The organism is Pseudomonas triclosanedens (genome assembly GCF_026686735.1).
Lineage (GTDB): Bacteria > Pseudomonadota > Gammaproteobacteria > Pseudomonadales > Pseudomonadaceae > Pseudomonas > Pseudomonas triclosanedens.
The window spans coordinates 4,586,102-4,610,819 of record NZ_CP113432.1 but is presented as its reverse complement, the minus strand read 5'-3'; the positions used below and the strand labels follow the sequence as shown (position 1 = coordinate 4,610,819).

Here is a 24,718-nt window from a genome sequence, read left to right as displayed (position 1 = left end):
CCAGCCTGCGGCTGTTGTTCCCATTGGTCGTGGGCCTCGTTCTGCTCTGGCTCGCAAGGTTGCAATCAGTTTCCAGAGGGAGGGCAGGGGCAAAAGGCAATCGAGCCCGGGCGTTTGGCGCCAGGCCCGATGGCTGTGCCGGGCCGGGATTTCTATGTTCTACCCAGCCGTCGGCGATATTGCAAACCGCTCCCGGTCAGGCCGGCGTGCGCGGGAAGCTTTCGTCGTTGCGCAGGGTCAGGATCTCGTAGCCGTCGGCGGTGACCAGCACGGTATGCTCCCACTGCGCAGACAGCTTGCGGTCCTTGGTGATGGCGGTCCAGCCGTCGCCCAGCAGGCGGGTTTCCGGGCGGCCCTGGTTGATCATCGGCTCGATGGTGAAGATCATGCCTTCCTTGAGTTCCAGGCCGGTGCCGGCGCGACCGTAATGCAGGACCTGCGGCTCCTCGTGGAACACCTTGCCGATGCCGTGGCCGCAATACTCGCGTACTACGGAGAAGCCGTTCTTCTCGGCGAACTTCTGAATCACTTCGCCGATGTCGCCCAGGCGCGCGCCGGGCTTGACCACGGAGATACCCTTGTACATGCACTCCTGGGTGATCTGGCACAGGCGGTCGGCCCATTCCGGGGTCTTGCCGACCAGGAACATCTTGCTGGTGTCGCCGTGATAATCGTCCTTGATCACGGTGATATCGATGTTGACGATATCGCCTTCCTTGAGCGGCTTCTCGTTGGGAATGCCGTGGCACACCACATGATTGACCGAGGTACAGATCGACTTGGGGAAGCCCTTATAATTCAGGGGCGCCGGAATGGCCTTCTGCACGTTGACGATGTAGTCGTGGCAGATGCGGTCCAGTTCATCGGTGGTGACGCCGGGCTTGACGTGTTCGCCGATCATTTCCAGCACTTCGGCGGCCAGACGGCCGGCGACGCGCATTTTCTCGATGTCTTCGGGCGTCTTGATGGTGACGGTCATGCGAATTCTCTTGAGGCGCTGCGTTCGCGCGGGTAAATGAGATGAATACGCAAGTCTATCAGACTTGGCGCCCTCCTATTAAGGGTGCTGCCGGGGAGTCGAGGGTGTGCCGGACATCCGTGCGGGTTTCGTTGCGTCCAAGGTTGTGGTATAAAGCGCCCCGCTTCGAAGGCTACGGCCATTTCGAGGCATAACCCCACACATGCATCGACACGATGGCCTGGGTGCCCGGAAGGGTTGGCCGTTGGGGTGCATGGAGGCCTAACCCGACTTATCGAGGAACTATCATGTCCCAAGTCAATATGCGCGATATGCTGAAGGCCGGTGTGCACTTCGGCCACCAGACCCGTTACTGGAACCCGAAAATGGGCAAGTTCATTTTCGGCGCGCGCAACAAGATTCACATCATCAACCTCGAAAAAACCCTGCCGATGTTCAACGAGGCCCTGACCTTCGTTGAGCGCCTGGCCCAGGGCAAGAACAAGATCCTGTTCGTCGGCACCAAGCGTTCCGCCGGCAAGATCGTTCGTGAAGAAGCCGCCCGTTGCGGCATGCCGTACGTCGATCACCGTTGGCTGGGCGGCATGCTCACCAACTACAAGACCATCCGTCAGTCGATCAAGCGTCTGCGTGAGCTGGAAACCCAGGCTCAGGACGGCACCTTCGCCAAGCTGACCAAGAAAGAAGCCCTGATGCGCTCCCGTGATCTGGAAAAGCTGGATCGCAGCCTGGGCGGCATCAAGGACATGGGCGGCCTGCCGGACGCTCTGTTCGTGATCGACGTCGACCACGAGCGCATCGCTATCACCGAAGCCAACAAGCTGGGTATCCCGGTCATCGGTATCGTCGATACCAACAGCAGCCCGGAAGGCGTTGACTATGTTATCCCGGGTAACGACGACGCCATCCGCGCCGTACAACTGTACCTGGGCTCCATGGCCGATGCCGTACTGCGTGGCAAGAGCGCCGGTGGCGTGACCGCTGACGAGTTCGTCGAAGAAGCACCGGCCGAATCCGCCGAAGGCTGATTCCAGGACGTCCAGACGTCCTACGGTGAGCAGGAAGGGGGCTAGGCCCCCTTTTTGCCACCCCGAAAATTCCGCCCGGGCTTCCGGGCAATCTGGTTTTGAGAGCAACTCAAGAGGATTTCGAAATGGCAGAAATTACTGCAGCACTGGTCAAGGAACTGCGTGAGCGTACCGGCCAGGGCATGATGGAGTGCAAGAAGGCCCTGGTTGCCGCTGAAGGCGATATCGAGAAGGCCATCGACGATATGCGTGCTTCCGGCGCCATCAAGGCCGCCAAGAAGGCTGGCAACATCGCCGCCGAAGGCTCCATCGCCGTCAAGGTTTCTGACGACGCCAAAGCCGCTACCATCATCGAAGTCAACTCGCAGACCGACTTCCTGGCCCTGCAGGATGACTTCAAGGCTTTCGTTGCCGCCAGCCTGGACAAGGCTTTCGAGCAGAAGCTGACCGACGCTGCTCCGCTGATCGCCGAGCAGGAGTCTGCCCGTGAGGCCCTGGTCGCCAAGTGTGGCGAGAACGTCAATATCCGTCGTCTGGCCCGTTCTGAGGGCGACGTGGTTGGCGCCTATCTGCACGGCCACCGCATCGGCGTTCTGGTCACCCTGAAGGGTGGCAACGCTGAACTGGCTCGCGACGTCGCCATGCACATCGCCGCCAGCAATCCGCAGTTCCTGGATCCGTCGCAGGTTTCCGAAGAAGCCGTTGCCAAGGAAAAGGAAATCTTCCTGGCCCTGAACGCCGACAAGATCGCCGGCAAGCCGGAGAATATCGTCGAGAACATGGTCAAAGGCCGTATCTCGAAGTTCCTGGCCGAAGCCAGCCTGGTCGAGCAGGCATTTGTCAAGGATCCGGAAGTCAAGGTTGGTGACCTGGCCAAGAAAGCCGGTGCCGAGATCGTTTCCTTCGTTCGCTACGAAGTGGGCGAGGGCATCGAGAAGGTCGAAGCTGACTTCGCCGCCGAGGTTGCTGCTCAAGTAGCCGCTTCCAAGCAGTAATAGACGGTCCCAGGACTGTCGCCCCGCAAGAGGCTGCCCGCTAACGCGCGCGGCCTCTTTGCCAAACTGGGGAAGCCAAAAGGGGTGGTTTCCACGGGGCGGGCCCGCAAGGCGGGTTAAAGGCACCGTAAGCATGGCTGGTCCATGCTTCCGCAAAGCGCCCACAAGGCGCACAGCATTCAATCGCCGCAGGAGAAAAAGGTCATGGCTCAGCAGCTGAGCGCTCGTCAACCTCGCTATAAACGCATTCTTCTAAAACTGAGCGGCGAAGCCCTGATGGGGGCCGAGGAATTCGGCATCGACCCCAAGGTGCTCGATCGGATGGCCCTGGAAATCGGTCAACTCGTCGGTATCGGTGTCCAGGTTGGCCTGGTCATCGGCGGTGGCAACCTGTTCCGTGGTGCTGCCCTGTCTGCCGCTGGCATGGATCGCGTCACTGGCGACCACATGGGCATGCTGGCTACCGTGATGAACGGCCTCGCCATGCGTGATGCACTGGAGCGTTCCAACATCACTGCCATCGTCATGTCGGCCATCTCGATGGTTGGCGTTACCGATCATTACGATCGTCGCAAGGCCATGCGCCATCTGAACAGCGGTGAAGTCGTGATCTTCTCCGCCGGTACCGGCAACCCGTTCTTCACCACCGACTCGGCTGCCTGCCTGCGCGCCATTGAAATAGATGCTGACGTAGTGCTGAAGGCGACCAAGGTGGACGGCGTGTACACTGCCGACCCGTTCAAAGACCCGAATGCCGAGAAGTTCGAGCGTCTGACGTACGACGAAGTGCTCGATCGCAAGCTGGGCGTGATGGACCTTACCGCCATCTGCCTGTGTCGGGACCAGAAAATGCCGCTGCGCGTGTTCAACATGAACAAGCCCGGCGCGCTGCTGAATATTGTTGTAGGTGGTGCTGAAGGCACCCTGATCGAGGAGGATTGAGATGATCAACGAGATCAAGAAGGAAGCGCAGGATCGTATGGGCAAGACCCTGGAAGCCTTGGGCCACGCCTTCGCCAAGATTCGCACCGGCCGTGCGCACCCGAGCATTCTGGATAGCGTCATGGTGTCCTACTACGGTTCCGATACCCCGCTGCGCCAGGTTGCCAACATCACCGTCGAGGACTCCCGTACCCTGGCTCTGAGCGTCTTCGACAAGAGCATGATCCAGGCCGTCGAGAAGGCCATCATGACCTCCGATCTGGGCCTGAACCCAGCCACCGCGGGTACCACGATTCGCGTTCCGATGCCGGCTCTGACCGAGGAAACCCGCAAGGGCTTCACAAAGCAGGCTCGTGCCGAGGCGGAGCAGGCTCGCGTTTCCGTGCGCAACATCCGTCGCGATGCCCTGGCGCAGTTGAAGGATCTGCAGAAAGAGAAGGAAATCAGCGAGGACGATGAGCGTCGCGCCGGAGACGATATCCAGAAGATCACCGACAAGTTCGTCGCCGAGATCGAAAAGGCCCTTGAGGCCAAGGAAGCGGACCTGATGGCCGTCTGACGGCCGGACTCTCGTCTATGGAAAAGACCAAGCAGGTGACGCCCGTGCCCCGGCACGTGGCAATCATCATGGACGGTAACAACCGCTGGGCGAAAAAACGCCTGATGCCTGGCGTTGCCGGGCACAAAGCGGGTGTGGATGCCGTTCGCGCGGTGATCAAGACCTGCGCCGAGGCGGGCGTCGAAGTGCTGACGCTGTTCGCCTTCTCCAGCGAGAACTGGCAGCGCCCGGCCGATGAGGTCGGTGCGCTGATGGAGCTGTTCCTCATGGCGTTGCGCCGTGAAGTGCGCAAGCTCAGTGCCAATGGCATTCGCCTGCGTATCATCGGTGATCGCAACCGTTTCGCTCCGGAGCTGCAGGCCGCCATGCGTGAAGCCGAGGCGATGACTGCCGAAGGCAGCGCCATGCTGCTGCAGGTGGCTGCGAACTACGGTGGCCAGTGGGACATCACCCAGGCTGCGCAGCGTCTCGCTCGCGAGGTGCAGGCAGGCCATCTGGCGCCGGACGAAATCACCCCTGAACTGATCCAGGGGTGTCTGTCCACTGCGGATCAGCCTATGCCGGACCTCTGCATACGTACCGGCGGTGAGCACCGAATCAGCAACTTTCTCCTCTGGCAGCTGGCATATGCCGAGCTGTATTTCTCCGATCTCTACTGGCCCGACTTCAAGCGTGAAGCCATGCAGGCTGCGCTGGTCGACTACGCCTCTCGCCAGCGCCGTTTCGGCAAGACCAGCGAGCAGGTCGAGGCCGAGGCACCCCCGACATGTTGAAACAACGAATCATCACGGCGCTGATCCTGTTGCCGATCGCGCTGGGTGGTTTCTTCCTCCTCGATGGCGCGGCCTTCTCGCTGTTCATCGGTCTGGTGGTCAGTCTCGGCGCCTGGGAATGGGCGCGCCTGGCTGGTTATAACGAGCAGCCTGCGCGCATCGGCTATGCGGCTCTCGTCGCCGCATTGATGCTGGCTCTCTCCTGGCTGCCACAGTCGGCTGGCGCAGTCCTGATACTGGCTGTGCTCTGGTGGCTGCTGGCCACGGTCATGGTGCTGACCTACCCCGATAGCGCCTCCAGTTGGGGGGGGCGTTGGCGTCGGCTGCTGATCGGTCTGCTGATCCTGGTGCCAGCCTGGCAGGGGCTGGTGTTGCTCAAGCAATGGCCGCTGGCCAACTGGCTGATAGTTGCCGTGATGGTGCTGGTATGGGCGGCGGATATCGGCGCTTACTTCTCCGGCAAGGCATTCGGCAAGCGCAAGCTGGCACCGCGCGTCAGTCCCGGAAAGAGCTGGGAAGGTTTCTACGGTGGCCTGGCTCTGAGCCTGGCAATTACTGTCGCGGTAGCGATCTACCGTGACTGGAGTGTGCGCGAACTGCTGCTGGCGCTGCCTTGCGCGGCTATCGTGGTCGCGCTGTCGGTGGTTGGCGATCTGACCGAGAGCATGTTCAAGCGCCAGTCAGGTCTCAAGGACAGCAGCAACCTGTTGCCTGGGCATGGCGGTGTGCTCGATCGCATCGATAGCCTGACGGCGGCGATTCCGGTCTTCACCGTGCTGCTGTGGGCCGTGGGCTGGGGCGCGCCGTGAGTGCTCCGCAATGGATCAGTGTGCTTGGTGCGACCGGCTCCATCGGTCTTAGCACTCTGGACGTGGTCGGCCGGCATCCGGATCGCTATCGTGTCTTCGCCCTGAGTGGTTTCTCTCGGCTGGCGGAGTTAGAAGTGCTCTGTCTGCGTCATTGCCCCCGCTTCGCTGTGGTGCACGAGGCGGATCAGGCCCGGCATCTTCAGGGCCGCCTGCGGGCGGCGGGCCTGGATACCGGTGTACTCGTTGGTGAGGCAGGCCTTTGCGAGATCGGCGCGCATCCCGAGGTGGATGTTGTGATGGCGGCCATCGTCGGCGCGGCTGGTCTCAAGCCCACGTTGGCGGCGGTGCGGGCCGGCAAGCGGGTGCTGCTGGCCAATAAGGAGGCGCTGGTCATGTCCGGTGCGCTGTTCATGGATGCGGTGCGCGCTAGTGGAGCCGTGCTGCTGCCTATCGACAGCGAGCACAACGCAATATTCCAGTGCATGCCGGCGGACTACTCCCGTGGCCTTGTCAATGTCGGTGTGCGACGCATTCTGCTGACGGCTTCTGGGGGGCCGTTCCGTGAGACTCCCCTGGATGTTCTGGCAGATGTTTCCCCTGCGCAGGCGTGCGCCCATCCCAACTGGTCGATGGGGCGGAAGATTTCCGTGGACTCCGCCAGCATGATGAACAAGGGGTTGGAGCTGATCGAAGCCTGCTGGCTGTTCGATGCGCCGCCGTCGAAAGTCGAAGTGGTGATCCATCCGCAGAGTGTCATTCACTCGCTGGTGGATTATGTCGATGGCTCCGTCCTCGCCCAGTTGGGCAATCCGGACATGCGCACTCCCATCGCCCACGCGCTGGCATGGCCGCAACGTATCGATTCCGGCGTGTCCCCGCTGGATCTGTTCACTATCGCCCGGCTGGATTTCTGTCCGCCGGATGAGCAGCGTTTCCCCTGTCTGCGCCTCGCCCGACAGGCGGCGGAGGCGGGCGGCAGCGTCCCGGCAATGCTCAATGCGGCGAATGAAATCGCTGTGGCGGCGTTCCTCGACCGGCGCATCCGTTTCACCGAGATCGCGGTTATCATCGAGGAGGTGCTGAACCGCGAGGCGCATGTCCCGGTCGAATCCCTGGATGCGGTGCTGGCGGCCGATCAGTGTGCACGCAACGCCGCTCAGGCGTGGTTGCAGGAACGCGGGCGTTGATGCCCAGGAGATAGTGATGAGCGCCCTTTATATGATCGTCGGGCTGTTGGTCGCCTTGGGTGTCCTGGTCACCTTCCATGAGTTCGGGCATTTCTGGGTGGCGCGTCGCTGTGGCGTGAAAGTTCTGCGCTTCTCCGTAGGTTTCGGTGCGCCGCTTGTTCGTTGGCATGACCGTCACGGAACCGAGTTCGTGGTCGCTGCCATCCCGCTGGGTGGCTACGTCAAGATGCTCGACGAGCGCGAGGGCGATGTTCCGTCGGATCAGCTCGATTTTGCTTTCAACCGCAAGCCGGTGTTTCAGCGCATTGCCATTGTCGCCGCCGGTCCGGTGGCCAATTTCCTGTTGGCGATTCTGTTCTTCTGGGTGCTGGCGATGCTCGGCAGCCAGCAGATCAAGCCTGTCATCGGCTCTGTCGTCGCTGACAGCCCTGCGGCACTTGGCGGTTTGGCGGCCGGTCAGGAGGTCGTGGCTATCGACGGCGAGGCGGTCGATGGCTGGAATGGGGTCAGTCTGCAGTTGGTGCGGCGACTCGGAGAGACAGGCGAGCTGAGCGTGTCAGTGCTCGAACCGGGTTCTTCTGTCCCTGTGGCGCATCAGGTGCGCATCAATGCCTGGCTGAAGAATGCCGATAGTCCCGATCCCATTGGCGGGCTGGGTATTCAGCCCTGGCGCCCGGCGCTGGCCCCGGTGATCGCCGAGCTGGACGACAAGGGGCCGGCCAAGGCTGCTGGCCTGAAAGTGGGTGATCGTCTGCTGAGCGTCGACGGTCACGCGGTGGATGACTGGCAGCAGGTCGTGGAGAAGGTACGTGCGCGGCCAGAAGAAAAGATCGCGCTGGGCTTCGAGCGTGATGGCCAGCGGCAAGAGGTCGCGCTTACCCTGGCGGCGAAGGGGGAGGGCAAGGCTCGAACCGGTTATCTGGGGGCTGGTGTCGCGGGTGGCCAATGGCCGGCGGAAATGCTTCGCGAAGTCAGCTACGGCCCTGTCGCCGCGGTGGGGCAGGCGTTGTCCAGAACCTGGTCGATGAGCCTGCTAACTCTGGATTCTCTAAAGAAAATGGTGCTGGGTCAGCTCTCGGTAAAAAACTTGAGCGGGCCGATAACCATTGCTAAAGTGGCGGGCGCTTCGGCCCAGTCCGGCGTGGGGGATTTTCTGCATTTCCTCGCCTATCTGAGCATAAGCTTGGGGGTTCTCAACCTGTTGCCGATTCCCGTGCTTGATGGCGGGCATCTGTTGTTTTACCTGATCGAGTGGGCGCGTGGTCGTCCGCTGTCCGAGAGGGTCCAGGCTTGGGGGATGCAGATCGGCATCAGCCTGGTCGTCGGGGTCATGTTGTTGGCCCTGGTCAACGATCTGAGTCGTCTGTAGCTCACCGTTGAATTTCGGATCTGCCGCCTCATGCGGCAGATTCTTTATTTGTCAGTTGGAATAAAAGGACTCCATGAAACGCTTTCTGCTACCCGCGGCCCTTTCCGCGCTGATGATCGCCCAGGTTCACGCCGAGTCCTTCACTGTCTCCGACATCCGGGTCAACGGCCTGCAGCGCGTCTCCGCCGGTAGCGTGTTCGCCGCACTGCCGTTGAACGTGGGTGAGCAGATCGATGATCGTCGCCTGGTCGACGCGACCCGCTCGCTGTTCAAGACCGGCTTTTTCCAGGATATCCAGCTCAGCCGCGACGGCAACGTGCTGATCGTGAACGTCGTTGAGCGTCCGTCGATCTCCAGCATCGAGATCGAGGGCAACAAGGCCATCACCACCGAAGATTTGATGAAGGGTCTGAAGCAATCGGGCCTGGCCGAAGGTGAGATCTTCCAGCGTGCGACCCTCGAAGGCGTACGGAACGAACTGCAGCGTCAGTATGTCGCCCAGGGCCGCTATTCCGCCGAGATCGAGACCGAAGTGGTCCCGCAGCCGCGCAACCGTGTCGCGCTGAAGATCACCATCAACGAAGGCACCGTCGCTGCCATCGCCCACGTCAACGTGGTGGGTAACACCGTCTTCTCTGAAGAAGACCTCACCGATCTGTTCGAGCTGAAGACCACCAACTGGCTGTCCTTCTTCAAGAACGACGACAAGTATTCTCGCGAAAAGCTCTCCGGCGACCTCGAGCGCCTGCGCTCCTACTACCTGGACCGTGGCTATATCCACATGGATATAGCGTCGACCCAGGTATCCATCACGCCGGACAAGAAACACGTCTACATCACTGTCAACGTCAACGAAGGTGAGAAGTACACCATTCGCGACGTGAAACTCTCCGGCGACCTGAAGGTTCCGGAAGAAGAGGTCAAGAAGCTTCTCCTGGTCAAAGAGGGGCAGGTCTTCTCGCGCAAGGTGATGACCACCACCTCCGACCTGATCACCCGCCGCCTGGGTAACGAAGGCTATACCTTCGCCAACGTCAACGGCGTACCGGAGCCGCATGACGACGACAAGACCGTATCGATCACCTACGTGGTCGACCCGGGTAAGCGTGCGTACGTCAACCGCATCAACTTCCGCGGCAACACCAAGACCGAGGACGAAGTTCTTCGTCGCGAGATGCGTCAGATGGAGGGCGGCTGGGCGTCCACCTACCTGATCGACCAGTCGAAGCAGCGTCTGGAGCGCCTGGGGTACTTCAAGGAAGTCAACGTCGAGACCCCCGCGGTGCCGGGCACCGACGACCAGGTCGATGTCAACTACAGCGTGGAAGAGCAGCCGTCCGGCTCCATCACCGCCAGCATTGGCTTCGCCCAGAGCGCGGGCCTGATCCTGGGTGGTTCGATCAGCCAGAACAACTTCCTGGGGACTGGTAACAAGGTCAGCATCGGCCTGACCAAGTCCGATTACCAGACTCGCTACAACTTCGGCTTCGTCGACCCCTACTGGACCGTCGACGGCGTGAGCCTGGGTTACAACGCCTTCTACCGCAAGACCGACTACAGCGACCTGGACGTCGACGTTTCCAGCTACTCGGTCAACAGCTACGGTGCTGGCGTCAGCATCGGCTATCCGATCAGCGAAACATCGCGCCTGACCTACGGCCTGACAGTGCAGAAGGACGAAATCGATACCGGCGTATACACCGTCGACGAGATTTTCGACTTCATCAAACAGGAAGGCGACAGCTTCACCAACTTCAAGGCATCCATCGGCTGGTCCGAGTCGACCTTGAACAAGGGCGTACTGGCCAACCGTGGCCACTCCCAGAGCCTGGTGCTCGAGTCGACTGTTCCGGGTAGCGACCTGTCGTTCTACAAGCTCGACTACCGCGGCCAGGTCTTCGCGCCGCTAACCGAAAACTACACCATGCGCTTCCACACCGAGCTCGGTTACGGCGGTGCCTATGGCTCGACCGATCGTCTGCCGTTCTATGAAAACTACTACGCGGGTGGTTTCAACTCCGTACGTGGCTTCAAGGACAGCACTCTTGGTCCGCGCAGTACGCCTAGCTCCGGCAACAACCCGGGTACCGACAAGGACCCGGATCAGGATCCGCAAGCCTTCGGTGGTAACATCCTGATCACCGGCGGTGCGGAATTGCTGTTCCCGTTGCCGTTCGTGAAGGATCAGCGCCAACTGCGCAGTGTCGTGTTCTGGGACGTGGGTAACGTGTTCGATACCGACTGCCCGCTGTCCACTACCCAGGGATGTGATGGTGTGGACTTCAGCAATCTTGCCAGCTCTGTGGGTGTGGGGCTGACCTGGATCACCGCTCTGGGTCCGCTGAGCTTCAGTCTCGGCACGCCGATCAAGAAGCCGGACAATGCTGAAACCCAGATATTCCAGTTCTCCCTGGGACAGACCTTCTAATTGGCCGTATCGTTGTAATGACAACCATGCTTTGTGCAGGAGTGCATCGTGCGTAAGTTGACCCAGTTCGTCCTGATCACCGCAGCCCTTGCGGCGAGCCCTGCGTTCGCCGACATGAAGATCGCGGTGCTCAACTATCAGATGGCACTCCTTGAATCGGACGCGGCCAAGCAGTATGCCGTTGACGCCGAGAAGAAGTTCGGCCCGCAACTGAACAAGCTCAAGGCCCTGGAGACCGATGCCAAGGCGCTGCAGGACAAGCTGGTTAGCGGCGGCAGCAAGATGTCGAACTCCGAGCGTGAAAAGGCCGAGAATGACTTCAAGCAGAAGGCTCGTGACTTCCAGTTCCAGTCCAAGGAGCTGAACGAAGCCAAGGCTGTCGCCGACCGTGACATGCTCAAGAAGCTCAAGCCGAAGCTGGACCAGGCTGTCGAGGAAACCATCAAGAAAGGCGGTTACGACCTCGTGGTCGAGCGTGGTGCCGTGGTCGACGTCAAGCCGCAGTACGACATCACTCGTCAAGTCATCGAGCGCATGAATCAGCTGCGTTGATGATGACCGAGCTGTCTTTTACCCTCGCTGAACTTGCCGCGCAGCTCGGTGCCGAGCTGCGCGGCGATCCCGCTCTGGTTATTCGGGGCCTGTCCACCTTGCAGGACGCGGCTGCCGATCAACTGAGTTTCCTGGCCAACCCCCAGTACCGCAAGTTCCTGCCCGAGAGCAATGCGGGGGCCGTGCTGCTGACCGAGGCTGACGCCGAAGGTTTTACCGGCAATGCGCTGGTGGTGCCCAATCCGTATCTTGCTTACGCAGGCCTGTCGCATCAGTTCGATCGCAAGCCCAAGGCTCCGGTGGGGATTCATCCCACTGCAGTGGTGGACGAGGGCGCGCAGGTCGATCCAAGCGCCAGCATCGGTCCCTACGTGGTGATCGAGGCAGGTGCGCAGATCGGTGCCGGTGTCACGCTCGGTGCCCATTGCTTCGTCGGCGCTCGCAGCGTCATTGGCGAAGGCGGCTGGCTGGCTCCCCGCGTCACCCTCTACCACGACGTGCGCATTGGCAAGCGCGTGGTCATTCAGTCCGGCGCCGTATTGGGTGGGGAAGGCTTCGGCTTTGCCAATCAAAAGGGTGTTTGGCAAAAGATCGCGCAAATTGGCGGTGTATCCGTGGGAGATGACGTCGAGATCGGCGCCAATACCACGATCGACCGTGGTGCGCTGTCCGATACGCTGGTGGGCAATGGCGTGAAGCTGGACAACCAGATCATGATCGCCCACAACGTGCAGATCGGTGATCACACCGCTATGGCCGGTTGCTGCGGGATTTCCGGCAGCGCCAAGATTGGCAAGCACTGCATGCTCGCCGGCGGTGTAGGTCTGGTCGGGCACATCGAAATCTGCGACAACGTCTTCGTCACCGGGATGACGATGGTGACTCGCTCGATTACCGAGCCAGGTTCCTATTCCTCCGGTACTGCGATGCAGCCGGCCGCCGAATGGAAAAAAAGCGCTGCGCGTATTCGCCAGTTGGATGACATGGCTCGTCGTCTGCAACAGCTGGAAAAGCGCCTGGCTGCCGTGACCCCAAGCGGAAACGCTCCATCAGATGCGTGATTCACGCATTTTTTGGCGTTTCCCTTTTCTGAACAGGCTCCCCTGAACATGATGGACATCAACGAGATTCGCGAATACCTGCCTCATCGCTACCCCTTCCTGCTGGTGGATCGGGTGGTGGAGCTGGACATCGAAGGCAAGCGCATTCGCGCCTACAAGAATGTCAGCATCAACGAGCCGTTCTTCAATGGCCACTTTCCGCAGCACCCGATCATGCCAGGCGTGCTGATCATCGAGGCGATGGCCCAGGCTGCCGGCATCCTCGGTTTCAAGATGCTCGACGTGAAGCCTGCAGACGGCACTCTGTACTACTTCGTGGGCTCCGACAAGCTGCGCTTCCGCCAGCCGGTGCTGCCGGGCGATCAGTTGCAGCTCAACGCCCAGTTCGTCAGCGTCAAGCGCGGTATCTGGAAGTTCGATTGCCATGCAACCGTCGATGACAAGCCGGTATGCTCGGCCGAAATCATCTGTGCGGAACGCAAACTATGAGTTTGATCGATCCTCGCGCCATCATCGACCCGCGCGCAAAACTGGCTGACGACGTTGAGGTGGGCCCCTGGTCCATCGTCGGGCCGGATGTGGAGATCGGCGAAGGTACGGTGATCGGTCCGCACGTGGTGCTCAAGGGCCCCACGAAGATCGGCAAACACAACCGCATTTTCCAGTTCTCCAGCGTTGGCGAGGATACTCCCGACCTGAAGTACAAGGGTGAACCCACCCGCCTAGTGATTGGCGACCACAACGTTATCCGCGAAGGGGTGACCATCCATCGCGGAACGGTGCAGGACCGTGCGGAAACTACCATTGGCGATCACAACCTGCTCATGGCCTATGTGCATATCGGCCATGACAGTGTGATCGGAAACCATTGCATTCTGGTGAATAACACGGCTCTGGCTGGCCATGTGCACGTGGATGATTGGGCGATCCTGTCCGGCTACACACTGGTGCACCAGTTCTGCCGCATTGGCGCACACAGCTTCTCCGGCATGGGCAGCGCTATCGGCAAGGATGTTCCGGCTTACGTGACCGTTTTCGGCAATCCTGCCGAGGCGCGCAGCATGAACTTCGAGGGCTTGCGTCGTCGCGGCTTCAGTGCCGAGGCCATCCAGGCGTTGCGCCGTGCTTACAAGGTGGTCTATCGCCAGGGGCTGACGGTAGACGAGGCGTTGGCCGAACTGGCCGAAGTTTCCGAGCAGTTCCCTGAGGTCGCTGTATTCCGCGACTCGATTCAGAGTTCTACTCGCGGCATCACTCGCTGATCATGCAATCCACCGCTCGCAAGCTGCGCGTCGCCCTGGTCGCGGGCGAGGCGTCCGGCGATATCCTAGGATCCGGCCTCATGCAGGCGCTCAAGCAGCGTCATCCCGACATCGAGTTCATCGGTGTCGGCGGCCCGCTCATGCAGGCTGAAGGGCTGCAGTCGCACTTCCCGATGGAGCGCCTTGCGGTAATGGGGCTAGTCGAGGTCCTCGGACGTCTGCGCGAACTGCTGCGCCGACGCAAGGATCTGGTGCAGATGCTGATCGTGGCCAGGCCGGACGTGTTCATCGGTATCGATGCCCCCGACTTCAACCTGAATATCGAATTGAAGCTGCGTGGCGCGGGCATTCGCACTGTGCACTATGTCAGCCCTTCCGTATGGGCCTGGCGGCAGAAGCGCGTGCTGAAAATCAAGGATGCCTGCGACCTGATGCTCGCGCTGTTCCCCTTCGAGGCGCGCTTCTACGAAGAGCATGCGGTGCCGGTGCGTTTCGTCGGCCACCCGCTGGCCAATACCATTCCTCTGGAAGCCGACCGAACTGGTGCGCGCGAGCGCCTGGGGCTGCCGCAGAGCGCCAGCGTTGTCGCGCTCCTGCCCGGCAGCCGGGGAGGTGAGGTAGGCAGGCTTGGTACGCTTTTCCTCGATACCGCTCAGCGTCTGTTGCAAGAGCGCCCCGGCCTGCGCTTCGTGCTGCCGTGCGCCAGCCCCGAGCGGCGTACCCAGATCGAAGAGATGCTCGCCGGTCGCGATCTGCCGGTGCAGTTGCTCGACGGCGCGTCCCACGAGGCGCTGGCTGCGTGCGATGCCGTACTGATCGCCTCTGGTACCGCAACGCTTGAAGCCCTGTTGTACAAGCGGCCGATGGTGGTGGCCTACAAGGTGGCGCCGCTTACATACCGCATTCTCAAACGGTTGGTGAAAAGCGCCTACATTTCCCTGCCGAATCTGATGGCGGGACGCTTGCTGGTGCCTGAGCTGATTCAGGAGGCCGCTACGCCTGACGCGCTGGCGCAAACGCTGTTGCCGCTGCTGGATGATGGTCGTGCGCAGACCGAATACTTTGATGCGATTCATCGCGCCTTGCGTCAGGATGCGTCCGCGCAGGCCGCCGAAGCGGTGCTTGCCCTGGTGGAGAAACGCTGATGCAGATGGGGCTGGATTTCGCACTGGTCGAGGAGTTGGTCGCGGGCGTGGATGAGGTCGGCCGCGGTCCGCTATGTGGTCCCGTGGTCACTGCTGCGGTAATTCTCGATCCGGCTCGGCCGATCAATGGGTTGAACGACTCCAAGAAGCTCAGTGAAGCGCGCCGCGAGGCTCTATTCGATGAGATTCGCGAGAAGGCCCTGGCCTGGTGCATTGCCCGAGCGGAAGTGCATGAGATCGACCAACTCAACATTCTTCATGCCACCATGCTGGCGATGCAGCGGGCAGTCGAAGGTCTGAGTGTCACTCCGAAGCTGGCGCTCATCGACGGCAACCGCTGCCCGAAACTCAAGGTGCCGGCAGCCCCGGTGGTGAAAGGGGATGGCCAGGTTCCGGCCATTGCCGCGGCATCGATCCTGGCCAAGGTCAGTCGTGACCGTGAGATGCAGCAGATGGAGGCGCTTTATCCGGGCTACGGCATTGGCGGCCACAAGGGCTACCCCACGCCGGTGCATCTGGAGGCGCTCAAGCGCCTGGGCCCCACGGCCATCCATCGGCGTTCCTTCGCACCTGTTCGCGAGTTGCTGGAAGGCTCCGGTGCAATTCTGTAATACCCTGTTATTACTGTGAAAATTCCCTCTGCCAGCTGTCGGTCGGTGCCTTGATGCGCACGGTGCGACGGCTGGCCCATTGATCCCTGTAGCTTTGCGGAGAGCCCCGGTACAATCCGGGGCTTGCCGTTTTTGAGCTCTATCAAGGACCACCATGACCGCCACCTTCGTTCACCTGCGTTTGCACACCGAATTCTCCCTGGTCGACGGCCTTGTACGGATCAAGCCGCTGATCAAGGCGGTCGGCGGAGCAGGAATGCCGGCGGTGGCGGTGACCGACCTGAGCAACATGTGCTCGCTGGTGAAGTTCTACAAGACTGCCCTGGGCGGCGGTATCAAGCCGATCTGCGGCGCGGACATCTGGCTCGCCAACCGCGACGAGGACGGTCCGTTGACCCGCCTGACGCTGCTGGCGATGAACGCCAAAGGCTATCGCAACCTCACCGAGCTGATTTCCCGTGGTTGGCAGGAAGGCCAGCGTAACGGCGAGATCATCATCGAGCGCGAGTGGGTCAAGGAGGCCGCGGAGGGCCTGATCGCGCTGTCCGGGTCGAAGGAAGGCGAAATCGGCCTGGCGCTGCTGGCTGGAGACAATACTCTTGCCGACTCGCTGCTCGCCGAGTGGCTGGAGGTATTTCCGGATCGTTTCTACCTGGATATCCAGCGCACCAATCGGGTCAACGACGAAGAGCACGTGCATGCCGCCGTGGCGCTGGCTGAACGCAGCGGCGCGCCGCTGGTGGCGACCAACGATGTGCGCTTCATCAAGCAAGGGGACTTCGAGGCCCACGAGACTCGCGTTTGCATCGGTGAGGGACGTGCACTGGATGATCCGCGTCGCTCGCGCAACTATTCCGATCAGCAATATCTGAAGAGCCCGGCGGAAATGGCCGAACTGTTCAGCGATATCCCCGAGGCTCTGGAAAACTCCGTCGAGATCGCCAAGCGCTGCAACATCGAGGTACAGCTGGGCAAGTACTTCCTGCCCAACTTCCCGATTCCCTACGACGACATGGACATCAACGACTACCTGCGCCATGTCTCCTACGAGGGTCTGGAGGAGCGCCTGGCAGTGCTTTGGCCCAAGGAAACCACGCCGAACTACGAGGAAAAGCGACAGCTCTACGTCGACCGCCTGGAGTTCGAGCTGGGCACCATCATCCAGATGGGATTCCCAGGCTACTTCCTGATCGTGATGGACTTCATCAAGTGGGCCAAGAACAACGGCGTACCGGTGGGGCCGGGGCGGGGCTCGGGTGCCGGCTCGCTGGTTGCCTATGTGCTGAAGATCACCGATCTTGACCCGCTGGCCTACGACCTGCTGTTCGAGCGCTTCCTGAACCCCGAACGTATTTCCATGCCCGACTTCGATGTCGACTTCTGCATGGAAGGTCGCGATCGGGTGATCGATTACGTGGCCGCCGCCTATGGCCGCAACGCCGTAAGTCAGATCATCACCTTCGGCTCGATGGCGGCGAAGGCAGTGGTCCGCGACGTGGCGCGTGTCCAGGGCAAGTCCTACGGACTGGCCGATAAACTGTCGAAGATGATCCCCTTCGAAGTGGGCATGACCCTGGAGAAGGCTTTCGAGCAGGAAGAGATGCTCCGCGACTTCCTCAAGTCCGACGAGGAAGCCCAGGAAATCTGGGACATGGCGCTCAAGCTCGAAGGTGTCACCCGTGGTACCGGCAAGCATGCCGGCGGTGTAGTGATCGCGCCAACCAAGCTGACCGATTTCGCCCCCATCGCCTGCGATGAAGAGGGCGGTGGCCTGGTGACCCAGTTCGACAAGGATGACGTGGAGGCTGCCGGCCTGGTGAAGTTCGACTTCCTCGGCCTGCGCACCTTGACCATCATCAAGTGGGCGATGGAGATCATCCATCGTATCCAGCGCAAGAACGGTGAGACCGAACTGGTCGATATCGACCGCATCCCGCTGGACGACAAGAAAACCTACGACTTGCTGCAGAAGGCGGAAACCACCGCGGTCTTCCAGCTCGAATCGCGCGGTATGAAGGAGCTGATCAAAAAGCTCAAGCCGGACTGCCTGGAAGACCTGATCGCACTGGTGGCGCTGTTCCGCCCCGGTCCGCTGCAATCAGGCATGGTGGACGACTTCATCAACCGTAAGCACGGTCGGGAGGAAATCTCCTACCCGCACCCCGACTACCAGTACGCCGGCCTTGAACCGGTGCTCAAGCCCACCTACGGCATCATCCTGTATCAGGAGCAGGTGATGCAGATCGCCCAGGTGATGGCGGGCTACACCCTCGGTGGCGCGGACATGCTGCGTCGTGCCATGGGCAAGAAAAAGCCCGAGGAAATGGCCAAGCAGCGCGGTGGTTTCATCGAAGGCTGCGAGAAGAACGGCATTGATGCGAACCTTGCGGGCAACATCTTCGATCTGGTGGAGAAATTCGCCGGTTACGGTTTCAACAAGTCGCACTCGGCCGCCTACGGACTGGTCTCTTATCAGACTGCCTGGCTGAAGACCCACTGGAAGGCCCCGTTCATGGCCGCGGTACTCACCGCGGATATGCAGAACACCGATAAGGTGGTCACGCTCATCGAAGAGTGTCGCCACATGAAGCTGCGCATCGTCGCGCCGGATGTGAACAACTCGGAATTCCGCTTTACCGTGGACGACGACGACCAGATCGTCTATGGCCTGGGGGCGATCAAAGGCGTCGGCGAAGGCCCGGTGGAAGCCATTACCGAATGTCGCAACGAGGGCGGGCCTTTCAAGACGCTGTTCGATTTCTGCGATCGCATCGACCTCAAGCGCGTCAACAAGCGCACGCTGGAGGCGCTGATCCGCGCCGGTGCGCTGGATCGTCTTGGCCCCTATTTCTACGATGAGCCCAAGGCTTACCAGGCCCATGTCGATATCAACCGTGCCGTGCTGCTGGCCTCGATGGAGGAAGCCGTCAAGGCCGCCGAGCAGACTTCGCGCAGCCACGACAGCGGCCATATGGACCTGTTCGGCGGTGTGTTCGCCGAGCCCGAGGCTGACGTCTACGCCAATCACCGCAAAGCCAAGGCGCTCAATCTCAAAGAGCGTCTGAAGGGCGAGAAGGACACCCTCGGCCTGTACCTGACCGGCCATCCGATCGACGAATACGAAGGCGAAGTGCGACGTTTCGCTCGTCAGCGCATCGTCGAGCTTAAGCCGGCGCGGGATACTCAGACCGTCGCGGGGCTGATCGTCAATCTGCGAGTCATGAAGAACAAGCGTGGCGACAAGATGGGCTTCGTAACGCTGGACGACCGTTCCGGCCGTATCGAAGCCTCGCTGTTTGCCGAGGCCTTCGCCGCCAACCAGGCGCTGCTGCAGACCGACGCTCTGGTGGTGATCGAAGGCGAAGTCAGCCAGGACGACTTCTCCGGCGGCCTGCGCCTGCGCGCCAAGCGTGTGATGGGCCTGGAGGAGGCACGCACCTCGCTGGCGGAGAGCCTGCGGGTGCGGGTACATGCCGATGCGCTCAAGGGTGACCGGCTGCGCTGGCTGGCCGATCTATGCACCCGCCACCGCGGCAATTGCCCGGTCACGGTCGACTACAGCTGCGAGCAGGCGCGTGCGCTGTTGCAGTTCGGCGAGCAGTGGCGGATCGACCCGGCGGACAACCTGATTCAAGCGCTGCGTGACCAGTTCGGCCGCGACAACGTCTTCCTGAACTACCGCTAGTGTGGCCGGCGACCGAATGCCGCCGGCCCGCCAGTCTCGACCCTCGGCGCCCGATACCGTAAGGTAGGGCGCTTTCAGGTCGCGGAAAACGTTACGAGCGATGGCCATGCGAGGCGATAGCGCTCGAAAAAAGCACAGTTTGCGACTGCAAATGAGCATTTTGAGAGCGGCTTCAACGCTGTTTGGTCTAGCGCAGTAGTTTTAACGGCCTGAAAACGGAAAGGCCCAGCCGCCATCAATACGACGGATAGCCCATGAACCCGAATTTTCTCGATTTCGAACAGCCCATTGCCGACCTGCATGCCAAGATCGAAGAGCTGCGCCTGGTCGGCAACGACAATGCCCTGAACATCACCGACGAGATCTCCCGTCTGCAGGAGAAGAGCAAGGCGCTGACCGAGAACATCTTCGGCAACCTGACCAGTTGGCAGATCGCCCAACTCGCGCGTCATCCGCGTCGTCCCTATACCCTCGACTACATCGAGCATATCTTCACCGAGTTCGAAGAGCTGCACGGTGACCGTCACTTCTCCGATGATGCAGCCATCGTCGGTGGCGTTGCGCGCCTGGAAGACCAGCCGGTGATGATCATCGGTCACCAGAAAGGCCGCGAAGTTCGCGAGAAGGTGCGCCGCAACTTTGGCATGCCGCGTCCAGAAGGCTACCGCAAGGCTTGCCGCCTGATGGAAATGGCCGAGCGTTTCAAGATGCCGATCCTGACCTTCATCGATACTCCCGGCGCGTACCCGGGGATCGACGCCGAGGAGCGCGGCCAGAGCGAGGCAATCGCCTGGAACCTGCGAGTCATGGCGCGCCTGAAGACTCCGATCATCGCTACCGTTATTGGCGAAGGCGGATCCGGCGGTGCACTGGCTATCGGTGTGTGCGACCAGTTGAACATGCTGCAGTACTCTACCTATGCCGTGATCTCGCCCGAAGGTTGCGCGTCGATTCTCTGGCGTACCGCCGAGAAGGCGCCGGAAGCCGCCGAGGCGATGGGCATCACTGCCAACCGCTTGAAGGAGCTGGGTATCGTCGACAGTGTGATCCCCGAACCGCTGGGCAGCGCCCATCGTGACCCGGCTGCCATGTCCGAGACCATCCGCAAGTCGTTGCTCGGCCAGTTGGATACCCTCAAGCAACTGAGCACCGAAGACCTGCTGGCGCGCCGCTACGAGCGCCTGATGAGCTACGGCGTCGCCTGACGCTGTCGGCGCAGCGCGGATGACGAGGTATCCTTGCCCCGTCATCCGTCCCGCTGATCTGCGCCATGATCCTCCCGACCCGCCTGCTTTCCCGACTAGCGCTCTGGCGTTCAGCACCCGCCTGGCGTGTGGCGCTTTCCGGTGGGCTTGACTCCACCGTACTGCTGCACCTGTTGGCGCAACTCGCCCGACATGAGCCGTTGCCTCCAGTCTCCGCCATCCATGTGCATCATGGTCTGCAGTCTGCCGCTGACGCATGGCCCGAGCATTGCCAGCGCCTGTGCAACAGTTTGGGCGTACCGCTGCGCGTGGAGCGTGTGCGGGTAGACGATCGCGCCAGCATTGAGCGCGCTGCGCGCGATGCGCGTTATGCGGCCTTTGCGGCATCCCTGGGGGCTGGTGAGTGCCTGCTGACCGGCCAGCATCGTGACGATCAGGCAGAGACCGTGCTGTTTCGCCTGTTCCGTGGCGCGGGCGTTCGCGGCCTTGCCGGTATGCCGATGGAGCGTCCGCTGGGGGCTGGGCGGCTGCTGAGGCCGCTGCTGGATTGTTCCCGTGTAGAGTTGGAGAGCTACGCGCGAGCCCACGGGCTGGAGTGGGTCGAGGACCCCAGCAACGCCTGCGATGATCTTGACCGCAACTATTTGCGCAACCGGGTTCTGCCGGCGGTTACCCGACGTTGGCCCGCCGCGGTGGATAGCATCGTTCGCAGCGCCGGTCATCTGGCCGAGTCGGAACAACTGCTGGCCGAGCTGGCTGGGTTGGACCTGGCTCGGGCCGATGAGCGGTACGAATACTCCGGCCTGCCTTTGCCATCGTTGGAGCTGGACGCGTTGGCGAGCCTTGGTGAGCCACGCCAGCGCAATGCTTTGCGTCACTGGCTGGCGCGTCATGCCCGGCTGCCGGACGCAGTGCATTGGGCTGGATGGCATGCGTTACGCGATGCGCGGGTGGATGCCGAACCGGTCTGGCGTCTTGCCGATGGCGAGCTGCGGCGCGCCGAAGGGCGGCTCTGGTGGCTGTCGAACGACTGGCTGGGTTTCTCGCCCGCGGCTCAGGATTGGATAGATACGGCTATGCCGCTGCACCTTGCCGGAAACGGTGTGCTGCGCTTCGAAGGTACCGCTCCCGACGCCCCCTTGCGGGTCGGTTACCGGCAGGGGGGCGAGGTGATGTCGATTTCAGGTCGTGGCCGGCGAGATCTCAAGCGACTGCTCAATGAAGCAGGTGTCCCAGCCTTCCTGCGTGCCCGGCTGCCGCTGCTCTGGCGGGGCAGCGAGTTGCTGGCGATCGCATCGCTGCCGGAGCTGCGGACGGAGGCTGCTCAGCACTGGACCTTGCGCTGGACACCGCCGACGAATGACTCGGGTTTGAGCTGAAAGCGGCTTTCCGGTAGACTACGCTCCCGTCTTGTACCGCTCCCGTCGATCCCTCTGGAATCAGCGGGAGTTCGCTATTGTTCACGGCAAGAGTCGTGGACCGGGCCTTGAGCCCGACCTTCGCTTCCCCGGCGGCCGAGCCGCCTAAACGCTGACATTCAGGGCTTTTCATGACGCGCTACATCTTCGTCACGGGTGGTGTTGTTTCTTCATTGGGGAAAGGCATCGCCTCGGCTTCCTTGGCTGCCATTCTGGAAGCGCGTGGCTTGAAGATCACGATGCTCAAGCTGGATCCCTACATCAATGTCGATCCGGGCACCATGAGCCCGTTCCAGCACGGTGAGGTGTTCGTCACCCACGATGGAGCCGAGACCGACCTCGACCTGGGCCACTACGAGCGCTTCGTGCGCACCACGATGACCCAGAACAACAACTTCACCACCGGCCGCGTCTACATGGACGTGCTGCGCAAGGAGCGCCGCGGCGATTACCTGGGCGCCACCGTGCAGGTGATTCCGCATATCACCGACGAGATCAAGCGTCGCATCATCAAGGGTGCCGGCGATGCCGACGTGGCCCTGGTGGAAGTCGGCGGCACCGTCGGTGACATCGAGTCGCAACCCTTCCTCGAGGCGATTCGCCAGCTTCGCGTGGAAATCGGTTCGCGTCGTGCGATGCTGATGCACCTCACGCTCGTACCGTACATCGCTACCGCCGGCGAAACCAAGACCAAGCCGACCCAGCACTCGGTCAAGGAGCTGCGCTCCATCGGCCTGCAGCCGGATATCCTTGTCTGCCGCTCCGACCACCCGGTGGACGTGTCTTCCCGCCGCAAGATCGCCCTCTTCACCAACGTGGAAGAGCGCGCGGTCATCTCGCTGGAAGACGTCGACACCATCTACCGCATTCCCTCCGTTCTGCACGCCCAGGGCGTCGATGATTTCGTCGTCGAGCGCTTCGGCCTGGAGTGCGGTCCGGCCGACCTGTCCGAATGGGATCGAGTGGTCGACGCCAAGCTCAACCCCGAGCGTGAAGTCACCATCGCGATGGTCGGCAAGTACATGGAGCTGCTCGACGCCTACAAGTCGCTGATCGAGGCCATGACCCACGCCGGCATCCAGAGCCGCACCAAGGTCAACCTGCGCTACATCGATTCCGAGGACATTGAGCAGCAGGGCACCGGCCTGCTCGAGGGCGCCGATGCCATCCTGGTTCCAGGCGGCTTCGGCCTGCGCGGTGTGGAAGGCAAGATCACTGCCGTTCAGTATGCCCGCGAGAACAAGGTCCCGTACCTGGGCATCTGCCTGGGCATGCAGGTGGCCGTCATCGAGTACGCCCGCAACGTGCTGGGCTGGACCGATGCCAACTCCACCGAGTTCGACAAGTCCAGCGGCCACCCGGTCGTCGGCCTGATCACCGAATGGCAGGATGCCACCGGCGCCACCGAAGTGCGCACCGAGGCTTCCGACCTGGGCGGCACCATGCGCCTGGGCGCCCAGGAATGCCTGCTGCAGGCCGGCACCCTGGTGCACGATTGCTACGGCAAGGATGTGATCGTCGAGCGTCATCGTCACCGCTACGAAGTGAACAACAACCTGCGTCCGCAACTGGAAGCCGCTGGCCTGAAGATTTCCGGCCGCTCCGGCGACGGCGCACTGGTGGAGGTCGTGGAAGCTCCGGACCATCCGTGGTTCGTGGCCTGTCAGTTCCACCCCGAATTCACTTCCACTCCGCGTGATGGCCACCCGCTGTTCAGCGGCTTCGTCAACGCCGCCCTGAAGCAAGCCGGGAAAGCCTGAGTATGAGTCAGAAGATCATCCGCGTCGGCGATATCCAGATCGGTAACGATCTACCGTTCGTGCTGTTCGGTGGCATGAATGTGCTGGAATCCCGCGATATGGCCATGCAGGTCTGCGAAGAGTATGTGCGGGTGACCGAGAAGCTCGGCATCCCCTACGTGTTCAAGGCCAGCTTCGACAAGGCCAACCGTTCGTCGATCACATCGTTCCGTGGTCCGGGCATGGAAGAAGGGCTGAAGATTTTCGAGGAGATCAAGAAGACCTTCAACGTGCCGGTCATCACCGATGTGCACGAGCCCTGCCAGGCCGCTCCGGTGGCCGAGGTCTGCGACATCATTCAACTGCCGGCCTTCCTGTCCCGGCAGACTGACCTGGTCGTGGCGATGGCCAAGACCCGCGCGGTGATCAACATCAAGAAAGCCCAGTTCCTCGCGCCGCAGGAGATGAAACACATCCTGCGCAAGTGCGAGGAGGCGGGTAACGACCAACTGATCCTTTGCGAGCGCGGTTCCTCCTTCGGGTACAACAACCTGGTGGTGGACATGCTCGGCTTCGGCATCATGAAGCAGTTCGAGTACCCAGTGTTCTTTGACGTGACCCACGCCCTGCAGATGCCGGGTGGTCGCGCCGATTCCGCTGGCGGCCGCCGTGCCCAGGTCACCGACCTGGCCAAGGCCGGCATGAGCCAGGGCCTGGCCGGTCTGTTCCTGGAGGCCCACCCGGATCCCGAGCACGCCAAGTGCGACGGTCCGTGCGCCCTGCGCCTGAACAAGCTCGAAGCTTTCCTGTCCCAGCTCAAGCAGCTGGACGACCTGGTCAAGAGTTTCCCCACCATCGAGACTGCCTGAGAATTCGCTCGATACCGACCGCGCTTCGCTCGGCCCGGTATCGAGCTGCTTCCCACGTCTCACCAGCCGCCCCGTTTATCTATCTTCGGAGTGTTATCAAGA

21 protein-coding genes are annotated in these 24,718 nt (G+C 61.5%); 20 read left to right on the top strand and 1 reads right to left on the bottom strand.

Annotated features, from left to right (window positions below; all coding sequences use genetic code 11):
• Positions 1 to 196 precede the first annotated feature (196 nt).
• Entirely contained in the window at positions 197 to 979 is a 783-nt protein-coding gene (gene map, locus OU419_RS21350; RefSeq protein ID WP_254470751.1) for a type I methionyl aminopeptidase, read from the bottom strand.
• Between the two features lie 287 nt (positions 980 to 1,266).
• On the opposite strand from map, the gene rpsB reads away from it, so the two are divergent.
• The 20 genes from rpsB to kdsA all read left to right on the top strand — a co-directional run bounded on the left by rpsB (position 1,267) and on the right by kdsA (position 24,616).
• Positions 1,267 to 2,007, top strand: a complete 741-nt coding sequence (gene rpsB / locus OU419_RS21345) for a 30S ribosomal protein S2 (protein WP_254470752.1) — start codon at positions 1,267 to 1,269, stop codon at positions 2,005 to 2,007.
• A 125-nt stretch (positions 2,008 to 2,132) separates the two neighbouring features.
• Positions 2,133 to 3,002 (top strand): translation elongation factor Ts, encoded by an 870-nt coding sequence (tsf, locus tag OU419_RS21340; RefSeq protein WP_254470753.1) that lies wholly within the window; start codon positions 2,133 to 2,135, stop codon positions 3,000 to 3,002.
• A gap of 204 nt (positions 3,003 to 3,206) precedes the next feature.
• Positions 3,207 to 3,944 carry a UMP kinase gene (gene pyrH, locus OU419_RS21335; RefSeq protein ID WP_015476260.1) on the top strand — a complete coding sequence of 246 codons (738 nt, stop codon included), beginning with the start codon at positions 3,207 to 3,209 and terminating at the stop codon, positions 3,942 to 3,944.
• Position 3,945: 1 nt separating this feature from the next.
• Positions 3,946 to 4,503 carry a ribosome recycling factor gene (frr, locus tag OU419_RS21330; RefSeq protein ID WP_254470754.1) on the top strand — a complete coding sequence of 186 codons (558 nt, stop codon included), beginning with the start codon at positions 3,946 to 3,948 and terminating at the stop codon, positions 4,501 to 4,503.
• A gap of 17 nt (positions 4,504 to 4,520) precedes the next feature.
• Positions 4,521 to 5,276 carry a polyprenyl diphosphate synthase gene (gene uppS, locus OU419_RS21325; protein WP_254470755.1) on the top strand — a complete coding sequence of 252 codons (756 nt, stop codon included), beginning with the start codon at positions 4,521 to 4,523 and terminating at the stop codon, positions 5,274 to 5,276.
• Complete coding sequence (locus tag OU419_RS21320) at positions 5,270 to 6,085, top strand: phosphatidate cytidylyltransferase (protein ID WP_254470756.1); 816 nt, start codon at positions 5,270 to 5,272, stop codon at positions 6,083 to 6,085. The genes uppS and OU419_RS21320 overlap by 7 nt, the downstream gene beginning before the upstream one ends.
• Positions 6,082 to 7,272: a 1-deoxy-D-xylulose-5-phosphate reductoisomerase gene (ispC, locus tag OU419_RS21315; protein ID WP_254470757.1), complete on the top strand. Its 1,191-nt coding sequence runs from the start codon at positions 6,082 to 6,084 to the stop codon at positions 7,270 to 7,272. Before OU419_RS21320 ends, ispC begins: the two co-directional genes overlap by 4 nt.
• Positions 7,273 to 7,288: 16 nt before the next feature.
• The gene (gene rseP, locus OU419_RS21310) at positions 7,289 to 8,641 is read left to right on the top strand and encodes an RIP metalloprotease RseP (protein WP_254470758.1); all 1,353 of its coding nucleotides are present in this window, start codon (positions 7,289 to 7,291) and stop codon (positions 8,639 to 8,641) included.
• A 73-nt stretch (positions 8,642 to 8,714) separates the two neighbouring features.
• Positions 8,715 to 11,069 (top strand): outer membrane protein assembly factor BamA, encoded by a 2,355-nt coding sequence (gene bamA / locus OU419_RS21305; protein WP_254470759.1) that lies wholly within the window; start codon positions 8,715 to 8,717, stop codon positions 11,067 to 11,069.
• Positions 11,070 to 11,117: 48 nt separating this feature from the next.
• Positions 11,118 to 11,621 carry an OmpH family outer membrane protein gene (locus tag OU419_RS21300; protein WP_254470760.1) on the top strand — a complete coding sequence of 168 codons (504 nt, stop codon included), beginning with the start codon at positions 11,118 to 11,120 and terminating at the stop codon, positions 11,619 to 11,621.
• A complete protein-coding gene (lpxD, locus tag OU419_RS21295) occupies positions 11,621 to 12,682 on the top strand; it encodes a UDP-3-O-(3-hydroxymyristoyl)glucosamine N-acyltransferase (RefSeq protein WP_254470761.1) in 1,062 nt (353 codons plus the stop codon). The genes OU419_RS21300 and lpxD overlap by 1 nt, the downstream gene beginning before the upstream one ends.
• 48 nt (positions 12,683 to 12,730) lie before the next feature.
• Entirely contained in the window at positions 12,731 to 13,171 is a 441-nt protein-coding gene (gene fabZ, locus OU419_RS21290) for a 3-hydroxyacyl-ACP dehydratase FabZ (RefSeq protein ID WP_254470762.1), read from the top strand.
• Positions 13,168 to 13,944, top strand: coding sequence for an acyl-ACP--UDP-N-acetylglucosamine O-acyltransferase (lpxA, locus tag OU419_RS21285; protein ID WP_254470763.1), 777 nt, complete (start codon positions 13,168 to 13,170; stop codon positions 13,942 to 13,944). Before fabZ ends, lpxA begins: the two co-directional genes overlap by 4 nt.
• A 2-nt stretch (positions 13,945 to 13,946) precedes the next feature.
• Complete coding sequence (gene lpxB, locus OU419_RS21280; protein WP_254470764.1) at positions 13,947 to 15,089, top strand: lipid-A-disaccharide synthase; 1,143 nt, start codon at positions 13,947 to 13,949, stop codon at positions 15,087 to 15,089.
• Complete coding sequence (gene rnhB / locus OU419_RS21275; RefSeq protein WP_254470765.1) at positions 15,089 to 15,700, top strand: ribonuclease HII; 612 nt, start codon at positions 15,089 to 15,091, stop codon at positions 15,698 to 15,700. Before lpxB ends, rnhB begins: the two co-directional genes overlap by 1 nt.
• Before the next feature lie 154 nt (positions 15,701 to 15,854).
• Entirely contained in the window at positions 15,855 to 19,385 is a 3,531-nt protein-coding gene (gene dnaE / locus OU419_RS21270) for a DNA polymerase III subunit alpha (RefSeq protein WP_254470766.1), read from the top strand.
• A 254-nt stretch (positions 19,386 to 19,639) separates the two neighbouring features.
• Positions 19,640 to 20,590: an acetyl-CoA carboxylase carboxyl transferase subunit alpha gene (accA, locus tag OU419_RS21265; RefSeq protein ID WP_254470767.1), complete on the top strand. Its 951-nt coding sequence runs from the start codon at positions 19,640 to 19,642 to the stop codon at positions 20,588 to 20,590.
• 65 nt (positions 20,591 to 20,655) lie between these two features.
• Entirely contained in the window at positions 20,656 to 21,969 is a 1,314-nt protein-coding gene (tilS, locus tag OU419_RS21260; RefSeq protein ID WP_254470768.1) for a tRNA lysidine(34) synthetase TilS, read from the top strand.
• A gap of 170 nt (positions 21,970 to 22,139) precedes the next feature.
• A complete protein-coding gene (locus OU419_RS21255; protein ID WP_254470769.1) occupies positions 22,140 to 23,768 on the top strand; it encodes a CTP synthase in 1,629 nt (542 codons plus the stop codon).
• A 2-nt stretch (positions 23,769 to 23,770) separates the two neighbouring features.
• Positions 23,771 to 24,616: a 3-deoxy-8-phosphooctulonate synthase gene (gene kdsA / locus OU419_RS21250; protein WP_254470770.1), complete on the top strand. Its 846-nt coding sequence runs from the start codon at positions 23,771 to 23,773 to the stop codon at positions 24,614 to 24,616.
• Positions 24,617 to 24,718 lie beyond the last annotated feature (102 nt).

What these genes read in the sequence shown, in the direction of transcription:
- map (WP_254470751.1), bottom strand. Translation starts at nt 979, where the DNA reads ATGACCGTCACCATCAAGACGCCCGAAGACATCGAGAAAATGCGCGTC.
- rpsB (WP_254470752.1), top strand. Translation starts at nt 1,267, where the DNA reads ATGTCCCAAGTCAATATGCGCGATATGCTGAAGGCCGGTGTGCACTTC.
- tsf (WP_254470753.1), top strand. Translation starts at nt 2,133, where the DNA reads ATGGCAGAAATTACTGCAGCACTGGTCAAGGAACTGCGTGAGCGTACC.
- pyrH (WP_015476260.1), top strand. Translation starts at nt 3,207, where the DNA reads ATGGCTCAGCAGCTGAGCGCTCGTCAACCTCGCTATAAACGCATTCTT.
- frr (WP_254470754.1), top strand. Translation starts at nt 3,946, where the DNA reads ATGATCAACGAGATCAAGAAGGAAGCGCAGGATCGTATGGGCAAGACC.
- uppS (WP_254470755.1), top strand. Translation starts at nt 4,521, where the DNA reads ATGGAAAAGACCAAGCAGGTGACGCCCGTGCCCCGGCACGTGGCAATC.
- OU419_RS21320 (WP_254470756.1), top strand. Translation starts at nt 5,270, where the DNA reads ATGTTGAAACAACGAATCATCACGGCGCTGATCCTGTTGCCGATCGCG.
- rseP (WP_254470758.1), top strand. Translation starts at nt 7,289, where the DNA reads ATGAGCGCCCTTTATATGATCGTCGGGCTGTTGGTCGCCTTGGGTGTC.
- bamA (WP_254470759.1), top strand. Translation starts at nt 8,715, where the DNA reads ATGAAACGCTTTCTGCTACCCGCGGCCCTTTCCGCGCTGATGATCGCC.
- lpxD (WP_254470761.1), top strand. Translation starts at nt 11,621, where the DNA reads ATGATGACCGAGCTGTCTTTTACCCTCGCTGAACTTGCCGCGCAGCTC.
- fabZ (WP_254470762.1), top strand. Translation starts at nt 12,731, where the DNA reads ATGATGGACATCAACGAGATTCGCGAATACCTGCCTCATCGCTACCCC.
- lpxA (WP_254470763.1), top strand. Translation starts at nt 13,168, where the DNA reads ATGAGTTTGATCGATCCTCGCGCCATCATCGACCCGCGCGCAAAACTG.
- lpxB (WP_254470764.1), top strand. Translation starts at nt 13,947, where the DNA reads ATGCAATCCACCGCTCGCAAGCTGCGCGTCGCCCTGGTCGCGGGCGAG.
- rnhB (WP_254470765.1), top strand. Translation starts at nt 15,089, where the DNA reads ATGCAGATGGGGCTGGATTTCGCACTGGTCGAGGAGTTGGTCGCGGGC.
- dnaE (WP_254470766.1), top strand. Translation starts at nt 15,855, where the DNA reads ATGACCGCCACCTTCGTTCACCTGCGTTTGCACACCGAATTCTCCCTG.
- accA (WP_254470767.1), top strand. Translation starts at nt 19,640, where the DNA reads ATGAACCCGAATTTTCTCGATTTCGAACAGCCCATTGCCGACCTGCAT.
- tilS (WP_254470768.1), top strand. Translation starts at nt 20,656, where the DNA reads ATGATCCTCCCGACCCGCCTGCTTTCCCGACTAGCGCTCTGGCGTTCA.
- OU419_RS21255 (WP_254470769.1), top strand. Translation starts at nt 22,140, where the DNA reads ATGACGCGCTACATCTTCGTCACGGGTGGTGTTGTTTCTTCATTGGGG.
- kdsA (WP_254470770.1), top strand. Translation starts at nt 23,771, where the DNA reads ATGAGTCAGAAGATCATCCGCGTCGGCGATATCCAGATCGGTAACGAT.